Here is a 10,073-nt window from a genome sequence, read left to right as displayed (position 1 = left end):
CACGGTCCTCGACCACGACTTCCTCGAGAAGCACTGCGAAGGGCTCGAGGACCTCAAGGAGCACCTCGCCCATCTGGACGAACAGGAAGTCCTTGAAGCAACAGGGCTCCGCGCAGAGGAAATTGACGAACTCGCCGCACGCTACCTCGCCGCCGACAATGTGATCATCACGTGGGCCATGGGCATCACCCAGCAGAAGAAGGGCGTGGAGACCATCAAGGAGATGATGAATCTCCTCCTCCTCCGCGGTAACATCGGCAAACCTGGAGCGGGGGCTTCCCCCATCCGAGGCCACAGCAATGTCCAGGGCGACCGCACCATGGGTATCTGGGAGCAGATGCCGGCCACCTTTCTGGACGCCCTCGGCAAGGAGTTCAGCTTCGAGCCGCCACAGAAGCACGGAGCCGACGTCGTTGAGTCGATCCTGCGGATGCGCGACGGCGACATCAAGGTGCTCGTGGCCCTCGGCGGGAACCTGGTCTCGGCGGTGTCGGACACCGTCATGGCTTCGGCTGCCATGCAGAACCTGGAGATGTCGGCCCAGATCTCCATCAAGCTCAACCGTTCCCACCTCATCACCGGCAGGGAAGCGCTGATCCTGCCCTGCAAGGGCCGCACCGAGATCGACATTCAGGAGACCGGCGAACAGTTCGTCTCCGTCGAGGACACCGTCTGCGCCGTCCACCCCTCCTGGGGCAGCGTAGAGCCCGTGGCTCCCACGCTGCTGTCGGAGCCGGCCATTGTCAGCCGCCTTGCGCTGGCGACGTTCGGGGACAAGCTCGACGCCGACTGGGCCGGCTTCGAGAAGAACTACGACCTCATCCGCGACCACATCTCCCGTGTTGTCGAAGGGTGTGAGGACTACAACACGCGCATCCGGCAGGAGGGTGGGTTCATCCTGGCGAACGGTCCGCGGGACTCACGGACCTTCAACACGCCCACGGGCAAGGCCGTGCTGACCGTGAACGCCCTGGAGCCCGTGGAACGGCCGGAAGGGACGCTGATCCTCCAGACCCTCCGCTCCCATGACCAGTGGAATACCACCATCTACGGCCACAATGACCGCTACCGTGGCATCAAGAAGGGCCGCCATGTGGTGATGGTCAACCCGGAGGACATCGTGGAGCTGGGTCTCGAGGACGGCCAGAACGTGGATCTGCACGGCATCTACGAGGACGGCGTGGACCGGGTGTGGAGCAAGATCCGCGTGGTGTCCTACCCCACCCCGCGCGGCTGTGCTGCTGCCTACTATCCCGAGGCCAATGTCTTGGTGCCCCTCGAACATGTGGCCGACGGCAGTAACACGCCGGTGTCGAAGCAGATCATCGTGCGCCTCACGCCGGCGGTCGATACCTCCACGGACAAGGAGGACTTCACCTTCCTCGCCCGGAAACCTGCGGCAGCGCCAGGCACCCAACCCGAGGCGGTCGGCGTCTGAGACAGCAGGTGCCGGCCCCTCCCGAACCGGTGAGAGGGATTCCAGCCGGAACGGTCGGCGTCTGACACAACAGGTGCCGGCCTTTATAGACTGCTGGGACCCACCCGATACAGCGGTGGGGTTCGGGCAGTCGAGGCGAGGCAGGCACCAGGGTGAGCGGAAACAGGGCCGGCGAGCCTCGAGACCCGGTGCAGCGCAAGGTCCTTCGGGTCCTGGTGTCCGCGCAGATCCTGGGCGGGATCGGGATGGGCGCGACGCTGTCCCTCGGCGCTCTGCTCGCGGCGGACACATCCGGCTCCAGCGCGTGGTCCGGCATGGCCGCCACCATGAGCACCCTGGGCGCAGCAGCCGCGGCCGTTCCGCTCGCAACCCTCGCCCGCGAGCGCGGACGGCGGGTCTCCCTGTCGACAGGGGCAACCATCGCGGGCGCGGGCGCAGTCCTTGCCGTGACCGCGGCGTCGCTCTCCCTGTTCTGGCTCCTCCTCGTGTCCCTCGCCCTGCTCGGCGCGGGCGGGGCAACGAGCCTGCAGGCGCGCTTCGCCGCGACTGACCTTGCCACGTCCGGGACCCGCGGGCGGGACCTCTCGATCGTGGTGTGGTCCACCACGGTGGGGGCCGTGCTTGGGCCCAACCTCTTCGAACCGGGCCAGGCAGTTGCCGCCGTCCTCGGCCTGCCTGCCCTCAGCGGCGGCTTCGTGTTCTCCATCGCCGCCCAGGCAGCAGCGGCCGTCGTGTACGCGGTGGGCCTCCGCCCCGACCCGCTGCTCACCGCGCTCGAGCGGAACTCGACGACGAAGCGTCCGGCAGCGACTTTTCTGCCAACCGCCGGGGGATCAGGCACAACCGGCATCAGCGCGACAGGCATCAGCGCGACAGCCATCAGCCTGCCCGGCCCGGACGGCGGCGGCGCCGGAAACGGGGAGGGGAACGGAAACAGGGAAGCCGCATCCGCCGCCCTCAGGGACGGCGCAGCCGGCCCGAAGCCCCCCAGCCGACGCGGTCTCGCAATCCTTCGGACCAATCCGGTGGCCCGGTATGCCGTCGCCAGCATCGCGATCAGTCACGGTGCCATGGTCGCGCTCATGTCCATGACGCCGGTCCACCTCCACGACCACGGCGCAACCCTTGGCATCGTCGGCCTGACCATCAGCCTCCATATCGCTGGAATGTACGGCTTGTCCCCTATTTTCGGCTGGCTGGCGGACCGTGCGGGCCGCACCCGCACCATCGTTCTGGGGCAACTGCTGCTGCTCGGCGCACTGCTTCTCGCCTGGACCGGGGCCGAGTCCCAGGGCGCGGTGGCCGCGAGCCTGATCCTGCTGGGTTTGGGGTGGTCGGCGTCGGTGGTGGCAGGATCCACCCTCCTCTCGGACTCCGTCCAGGTCGAGGAGCGCCCGGCCGTGCAGGGTTCATCGGACCTGCTCATGAATCTGGCAGGTGCCCTCGGCGGTGCCCTGGCCGGGCCGGTCCTCACGGCTGCAGGCTATTCGGGGCTGGGTTTCTGCGCGATGTTCCTGGTGATCACGGTGCTGGTGTGGACCGCGCTGCGGACACGCTGACCGGTCCTGCCGCTACTGGGCCGAACCCGTCCAGCCCGCTTTCTCCTGCCCGTCGTCGGGATTCTGGGTCGCAATCTCGAGAACGGTCTTCGATGCCTTCTGGACTGCGGCGTCCGAGCCCCGGCGGCCTCTCGTCGGCGACGAACCGGCGGCATAGCCGACGAGGAAGGCGCTGATCGCGCCCGCGTTGGGCGAGACGGACCGTGACCGCTCGACAACCTCGACGATCTTCCCGTGGTCCACCTCGAGGTCGAGGATCTGCAGCGCCTGCGTCAGCTTGCGGCTCCACTCGCTGAGCTCGTGTTCCTCGGCATCGATATTGACGGTCATTGCTTCTCCTTGGTCGGCAGCGGATTCTCCTTCAAGGAATAGCATCAGCGGGCGCACGGCACAACGAAAATCGTCGAACGCGCCGCACTCAGGGCGGCCCGGACCGGGCACCTGCAGTGACGCCCAGCGCCCGGACCGTCCGCGGTGTGGCTCCGAACCACCGCCGGGCGCAACGGGTCAGGGCCGACTGCTCGGACAACCCCACGAGCGCCGCGACCTGGACGAACGGGAGATTCGTCCGTTGAATGAATCGCAGCGCCGCTTCCCGGCGGGCGTCATCGAGCAGGCTTCCGAACGAGGTTCCCTCCGCGGCCAGTTTCCGCTGGATGGTCCGCGGGTGCATTCCCAGCAGCCGGCCGACGGCTTCGATGCGCGGAGGAGACGAGCCGAGCGAGCGCTCGACGGCGACCCTCGCCTGCGGCGCAAGGGTCCGTCCCGGTTCTGGAAGCCGTCCCTGCAGATACGTCAGGGCGATTTCGCGGAGGGACTCGTTCCCACCGGTCACGGGGCGGTCGAGGAGGCTCCGGGGAACCCGGAGCAACGCTGACGGCTGCTGGAACCGCACCTCGGCGCCGAAAAACTCTGCATACCTCGACGCCGGAACCAGGGGCCGGTGCGGCAGGTGCACCGAATGCAGGCCGTACGGCCCACCCACCAGGAATCGGATCATGCGGTGCACAAAGGCAAGGCCCACATCCGCTCCCTGCCGGGGCGGAGGTGCGCCGCCGTCGACCGAGCCATAGCGCAGCCCCACCTCGCCGTGCCTGCCCTCCGGATCGGGAACAATGCCGAAGCTCAGCACGGGACTGTGCACGAACAGGAACTGCGAGGCGGACTCCAGCGCTGAGCCCACCGTCGGCGCATTCTGTACTGCGAGGGCGAGTGGACCGAGGATCCCGATGTCCTGGTGCAGCGCCATCCGCAGTCCGAGGTCGGGGCAGGGAAGGTCGCGGGCCGCACCTTCGAGCAACCGGGCCATCGCAATGTCGGATACCAGCACGTCATCGGAGTCCAGCGCCTCGGCGCCCACCCCGTACCGCTCCGCCAGCATCGCGGCGTCGGCCCCGTGCGCCTCGACGACGGCGCGGAAGCCCCGCATTCCTGCCGATCGGATGAATGACCTCATGTCGTTCAAGGGTAAATTACTGTCAGCTGGAGTCAAGTAAATGCTGGAGGTGTGGGAAATAATCAGAAGATGCCCCAGCACATGGAACACCTCGACGTCGTCATTGTGGGCGCCGGCCTCTCCGGCATCGGAGCCGCCTACCGCCTTCGGACCGAATGCCCCGGCAAAACCTTCGCGGTGCTGGAAGCCCGCGAATCGATCGGCGGAACCTGGGATCTCTTTCGCTACCCGGGCGTGCGCTCCGACTCCGACATGTTCACCCTGAGCTACCCGTTCCGCCCCTGGACCGGGGCCAGGTCCATCGTCGACGGGGCCTCGATCCTCAGCTATATCCGGGACACCGCCGCAGATACCGGCGTCCAGGACAGCATCCGATTCCGCACCCGGCTCGTCAGCGCGGCGTGGTCCTCGGCGGACGCGCGCTGGCTCCTGACACTCGAGGTGACAGGCAACGACGGCGTTCCCGAGCGCCGGGTGATGACCTGCGGTTTCCTCTACTCCTGCACCGGCTACTACCGCTACGACCGCGGCCACGAGCCGTCCTTCCCCGGCATCGACGACTTCCAGGGCGAGGTGGTCCGCCCGCAGTTCTGGCCGAAAGACCTCGACTACACAGGAAAGCGCGTGGTGGTGATCGGCAGCGGTGCCACCGCCGTCACACTCGTGCCCTCGATGGCCCATGACGCCGCCCACGTCACCATGCTCCAGCGCTCCCCCTCGTACATCGTTGCCGTATCGGGCCGCGACAGGTTCGCCGACGCGGTGCGCAAACATCTTCCCGCCGGTGCCGCACACCGCCTCGCGCGGGCCAAGAATGTGGTGGTCACGCAGGCGTTCTATCAGCTGTGCAGGCGCCGCCCCGAGCTCGCCAAGAAGATGTTCCGCAAGCAGGCGATGAACATCCTGGGCGACGCGCAGGTGGTGCGGGACCACTTCACGCCCCGGTACGACCCGTGGGACCAGCGGGTGTGCTTCGCCCCGAGCGCCGATTTCTTCCGCACCCTGAAGTCGGAGAAGGCGTCGATAGTGACCGACACGATCGACACGTTCACGCCGCACGGCATCCGCCTGTCCTCCGGTCGCGAGCTCGACGCCGACCTCGTGGTCACCGCCACCGGCCTGTCCCTGCTGCCGCTCGGCGGCGCGAGCTTCACCGTGGACGGGAGGGCGATCGACCTTGGTGAGAGGCGGATCTACCGCGGCCTCCTGCTCAGCGGAGTCCCCAACCTCGCGCTGTGCTTCGGCTATACGAATGCGTCCTGGACCCTGCGGGCGGACCTCAGCTCACGGTACGTCTGCCGGTTGCTCAACTATCTCGACAGGCATGGCTACCGCTCGGCGGCACCTGCGGTGAAGGACGGCATGGCCCGGCATCCGATCCTCGATTTCACGTCGGGCTACGTGCAGCGCGGGGCCGCTGCCTTCCCTCACCAGGGGAATCGCCAGCCCTGGATGCTGCGGCACAACTACCTGCTGGACGCACCGTCCGCCCTCTTCAGCAACCTCGCCACCGATATGGTCTTCGACGCGCCGGCGGCCCCACGCATCGAACGGGACCCTGCAGCCGCACGCGCCCACCTCCAGGAGGTTGCCTCATGAGCCTTCCACCCTTCACCTTCAGCGGCGGTACGGCCGTGGTCACCGGTGCCGCCGGAGGCATGGGCGAGCACCTCGCCCGCGGACTCGCTGAGCGCGGCTGCGCCCTCGTTCTGGTGGACCGTGACGCCGGCAGGCTCGAAACTGTGGCAGCGTCCATTCGGTCCGCGTTCCCGGCCCGGAATGTCGCGACGCACGTCGTCGACCTCTCGAACAGTGCCGACGTCGTCGACCTCGCCGGACAGATCCTCGAGACAACGCCGGTCATCTCCCTGCTGATCAACAACGCAGGGGTTGCGCTGGCGGGCCGGTTCGACCAGATGGGGCTCGACGATTTCGACTGGGTCATGGACACCAATTTCCGCGCTCCCGTCGTCCTGACGCATTACCTGCTGCCGCGCATTCCTCCGGGTGGCCACCTGGTCAACGTGTCGAGTCTGTTCGGGCTCGTGGCGCCCCGGGGCCAGACGGCGTACTCATCGAGCAAGTTCGCCCTCCGAGGGTTCAGCGAGTCGCTACGCCGGGAACTGGCACCCCGGGGCATCGGCGTCACCTGCGTCCACCCGGGCGGCGTGAAAACGGGGATCGCCCTGAATGCGCGGGTTGCGGGCGGGCTTCCCTCAGCGGAGCAGGAGCGGACGAAAAAGGAGTTCAACCGCCTGCTGACCTTCCCTGCCGATCGGGCCGCCGAGCTCATCCTCGGTGCCGTCCAGCACCGAAGGCGCCGCCTGCTGATCGGGACGAGCGCGAAGATCCTCGACGTCGCCACCCGCATCACACCCGGTTCCTTCGGCACCTTCGAACGGTGGGGAATCTCCGTGGCCGGCCTGCTCGGCCGCAGAATGAGCAGGGGGACATCCACGTGAGCACCGGGTCCGCCCGCTCCGCCGATGTGCTGGACGTCGACGGCGTCCGCGTCAGGTACCGCGACACCGGGGACCCTTCCCTGCCTCCCGTGCTGCTCCTCCACGGCATCGGGCGCAGCCTCGAGGACTGGGAAGGACTCTACGACCGCCTGGTCCCCGGCCATCGCGTGATCAGTGTCGACCTGCCGGGCTTCGGGCTTTCGGAGCGGACCGCGGGGAAGTACACCCTCGAATCCCTGGCCGAGTTCATCCTCGCCGTCCTGGACGGCCTCGACGAGCTCCGACCGGTGCACCTGGTCGGCAACTCCCTGGGCGGTGCCGTCGCGATGCAGGCCAGCGTGCTCGCGCCGGATCGCGTGAGGAGCCTGACGCTCGCGAACAGCGCAGGGTTCGGCCCCGACGTCATCCTCGCGCTGCGGCTCCTCGCAGTCCGGCCGGTGGGACTGCTTCTCCTGAGGAACAAATCCCGCAAGAATGCCTACCGTACCGAGCGGTCGCTTTTCTATGACAGCAGGTTCGTCACGGAGGAGCGCCTCGACCACGCGATGAAGGTGGCAGCGAACCCGGGACACGACGACGTCCTGCTCGCCGTCGTGCACCACCTCGGCACTTTCCGTGGCGTCCGGCGCCGCTGGCGGAACAGGCTGGTTCCGGCGGTCGCTGCCCAGGGCAAGCCGACCCTCGTGGTGTGGGGCGACGAGGACCGCGTCCTTCCGGCCTCGCACCTGGAGGCCGCGCGGTCAGCGTTTCCGCACGGGCGGTTCTCCATGTTTTCCGAGTGTGGACACATGCCGCAGATCGAGCGGGAAGAGGACTTCGATATCCTGGTGAGGCAGTTCATCGGCGATGTGGAGGCCTTCTCATGACCCGGACGATTTTCAGCACCGCCACCTCTCTCAACGGGTACATCGCCGACGAGGCGAATTCACTCGGCTGGCTGTTCGCCGTCGAACCCCCCGACCCACAGGACCAGCTGGATTTCCTGGCGGGAATCGGCGTGCTGGTCGAGGGCTCCACCACCTACGAGTGGGTGCTCCGGCAGGAACAGCTGCTCCAGAACCCCGGGAAGTGGAACGAGTTCTACGGCAACCGCCCGACGTTCGTCTTCACCACCCGCGACCTCCCCGTGCCGACCGGTGCCGACGTCCGCTGCGTGAATGGCCCGGTGACGGAAGTCTACGATGAACTGGAAGCTGCTGCGGACGGGCGGGACATCTGGGTGGTGGGCGGGGGCGACCTTGCCGGTCAGTTCCTCGATGCCGGACTGCTGGACGAGATCCAGCTCTTCGTCGCCCCCGTTGCGCTGTCGACGGGGGCGCCGCTGCTCCCCCGCAGGCTGGAATCGGACCGGCTGACCCTCCGCTCGGCGCAGCAGCGGGGCCAGTTCGCCTACCTGGTGTACGACGTCGCCCGCGGCTGATTTCCGTGAGCGCGCGTATCCGGAGTGCGGCGTGGAAACCGGTCCTGTCCGGGACCCGCCGGCGTCTGGTGCGCGGCGTCGTCGGCCGATGGCGGAAGTGCCGACCGAGGTGGACCATTACCCCTCGGGAACGTAGGCCGCCTGCCAGCGCATCAGTTCGTCGAAGAATTCCGACCGCGCCGGCTCCGGCGACAGTGCCAGGTCGTGGATCCCGCCCGTAATACGCACCAGTGTCACCGACCGCCCCAACTTCACCGCACCGCGCGCGATGTGGGCGACGTCCAGCACGACATCCGTGGAATCGATGCGCCCGGGCTCCTTCAGGGGCGATGAACTCGCGTCCGAACATGCCACGAACACCGGACAGTCGATGCGCAGTCCCCGTGCCAGTTCGGCATGCCCGCGCCGGATAGCCCTCAGCCAGCCGGCGAGCACGGGGAACCCGGCATGCGGCTTCCACGCGAGATCGTAGGCCCACGCGCCCCCGGAATCGGCATGGAGATAGTGTCCGTAGGCCGGGCCGAGGCTGCTCACCTGCGCGCGGGGCTTGATGGTCCCCAGCCGGTGCACGGCCGCCGTTCCGATCGTGCGCTGGAAGAGGCTCGCGTTGAGGTCGAACCACGGGCTGTTGAGGACCAGCGCATCAACCACTCCCCGGCCGGCGCGCCGGTTCGCCCAGAGGCTGGCGATCAGCCCGCCCGTCGAATGACCCATGACGGTCAGCAGACTGTGGTCGTCGTCGTTCCGGATGATCCGCGCAGCTTCGTCGAGTTCCTCGTCGTACTCCTCCAGCGAGGTGATGTAGTTGGGCGTCTGGTGCGGGCGCGTCGACCTGCCGTATTTCCGCAGGTCGAGGGCGTAGAAGTCGTAGCCGGCAGCAACCCAGGCCTCGGCGAGGTGGGTCTGGAAGAAGTAATCCACGAATCCGTGGACGTAGAGCACGGCCCGCCGGCTTGCCGCGCCGCTCCGATGCCGCACCAGGGTCGCGACGACGTCGCCCTCGGCATCGGGGCGCAGGGGGAGGGTCCGCGCCGCATAGTCCGGTCCAAGAATGTCCTCGTTCTCGAGCACTGCCGGCATGGAACGTTCCTTCCGAGAATAACTGCGCTGTTTCCCTCGATCGTATGTCCTTTCGCCATACCCCCGGCGCTATACATTTGAGCCATGACTTTCGGAACCGGGACGCGGCAATCGAGGCGCGGGATATCGGCAGCTCCATGACCGGCGCCCAGGTCATCGGCGAAGCGACCCCGGACGACGCCGCCGCTCTGGCGGAGTGCGCAGCGGTGACTTTCCCACTGGCCTGCCCGGCCGGCTCCCGCCCGGCCGATATCGCGCGCTTCGTCGCGACGCACCTCTCGGCCGAGCGCTTCATGGAGTACGTCGAGGACCCGGACCGCACAGTGCTGTGCATCCGTGAGACCCATGTACCCGACGGTATGCCCGGTGAGGTCGTGGCGCGACGGGATGGCAGTGACCCACGGCTCTTCCCCGGAGAGCCGGGCAGGTCCGGTCGGCTCGGCGGCTACAGCATGCTGGTGCGCACCCAGCCCACCGACCCGGACGTAGTCGAAGCCCTGACGCTCTCCCCGGTCGTGGAGCTCAGCAAGTTCTACATCCACCCGGACAACCACGGGCGGGGCACGGCAGCTGCCCTGATGCGCGAGACGCTGGATCACGCGCTCCGCAACGGCTTTCCGGGGATCTGGCTCGGCGTGAACCAGGAGAACGAACGCGC

10 protein-coding genes are annotated in these 10,073 nt (G+C 67.7%); 7 read left to right on the top strand and 3 right to left on the bottom strand.

The features are described from left to right. Together Y704_RS18080 and Y704_RS18075 are read left to right on the top strand one after the other, a co-directional pair. Nucleotides 1–1,438: molybdopterin dinucleotide binding domain-containing protein (locus Y704_RS18080; RefSeq protein ID WP_155850154.1), on the top strand; the 1,438-nt coding region annotated here is incomplete at its 5' end. A gap of 152 nt (nucleotides 1,439–1,590) precedes the next feature. Continuing rightward, on the top strand, nucleotides 1,591–2,997 hold the full coding sequence (locus tag Y704_RS18075) for an MFS transporter (protein WP_051476580.1): 1,407 nt from the start codon (nucleotides 1,591–1,593) through the stop codon (nucleotides 2,995–2,997). Nucleotides 2,998–3,009: 12 nt separating this feature from the next. Here the strand turns inward: Y704_RS18075 and Y704_RS18070 are convergent, their stop codons facing one another. Both Y704_RS18070 and Y704_RS18065 read right to left on the bottom strand, forming a co-directional pair. Continuing rightward, a complete protein-coding gene (locus Y704_RS18070) occupies nucleotides 3,010–3,327 on the bottom strand; it encodes a DUF6457 domain-containing protein (RefSeq protein WP_035771057.1) in 318 nt (105 codons plus the stop codon). An 88-nt stretch (nucleotides 3,328–3,415) separates the two neighbouring features. After that, entirely contained in the window at nucleotides 3,416–4,453 is a 1,038-nt protein-coding gene (locus Y704_RS18065) for an AraC family transcriptional regulator (RefSeq protein WP_035771065.1), read from the bottom strand. A 69-nt stretch (nucleotides 4,454–4,522) separates the two neighbouring features. Here Y704_RS18065 and Y704_RS18060 point away from each other — a divergent pair, with 69 nt between their 5' ends. Genes Y704_RS18060 through Y704_RS0101300 form a run of 4 tightly spaced genes read left to right on the top strand, consistent with a single transcriptional unit; the run spans nucleotide 4,523 to nucleotide 8,335 of the window. Further along, nucleotides 4,523–6,052 carry a flavin-containing monooxygenase gene (locus tag Y704_RS18060; protein ID WP_051476579.1) on the top strand — a complete coding sequence of 510 codons (1,530 nt, stop codon included), beginning with the start codon at nucleotides 4,523–4,525 and terminating at the stop codon, nucleotides 6,050–6,052. Continuing rightward, nucleotides 6,049–6,915 carry an SDR family NAD(P)-dependent oxidoreductase gene (locus Y704_RS18055; protein WP_035771060.1) on the top strand — a complete coding sequence of 289 codons (867 nt, stop codon included), beginning with the start codon at nucleotides 6,049–6,051 and terminating at the stop codon, nucleotides 6,913–6,915. Before Y704_RS18060 ends, Y704_RS18055 begins: the two co-directional genes overlap by 4 nt. After that, nucleotides 6,912–7,781 carry an alpha/beta fold hydrolase gene (locus Y704_RS0101305; RefSeq protein WP_026548794.1) on the top strand — a complete coding sequence of 290 codons (870 nt, stop codon included), beginning with the start codon at nucleotides 6,912–6,914 and terminating at the stop codon, nucleotides 7,779–7,781. The genes Y704_RS18055 and Y704_RS0101305 overlap by 4 nt, the downstream gene beginning before the upstream one ends. After that, nucleotides 7,778–8,335 carry a dihydrofolate reductase family protein gene (locus Y704_RS0101300; protein WP_026548793.1) on the top strand — a complete coding sequence of 186 codons (558 nt, stop codon included), beginning with the start codon at nucleotides 7,778–7,780 and terminating at the stop codon, nucleotides 8,333–8,335. The genes Y704_RS0101305 and Y704_RS0101300 overlap by 4 nt, the downstream gene beginning before the upstream one ends. 117 nt (nucleotides 8,336–8,452) lie before the next feature. Here Y704_RS0101300 and Y704_RS18050 read toward each other — a convergent pair whose 3' ends face one another. Beyond that, nucleotides 8,453–9,415: an alpha/beta hydrolase gene (locus Y704_RS18050; protein WP_035771054.1), complete on the bottom strand. Its 963-nt coding sequence runs from the start codon at nucleotides 9,413–9,415 to the stop codon at nucleotides 8,453–8,455. A gap of 44 nt (nucleotides 9,416–9,459) precedes the next feature. Between Y704_RS18050 and Y704_RS0101290 the strand changes: the two genes are divergently transcribed. Then, nucleotides 9,460–10,073, top strand: a 614-nt coding sequence (locus Y704_RS0101290) for a GNAT family N-acetyltransferase (protein WP_253904183.1), incomplete at its 3' end; no start/stop codon positions are given.

This window comes from Arthrobacter sp. Br18, from assembly GCF_000520555.1.
GTDB lineage: Bacteria > Actinomycetota > Actinomycetes > Actinomycetales > Micrococcaceae > Arthrobacter_D.
Note: the sequence above shows the minus strand (reverse complement) of the source record. Positions and strands in the feature narration are given on the sequence as shown.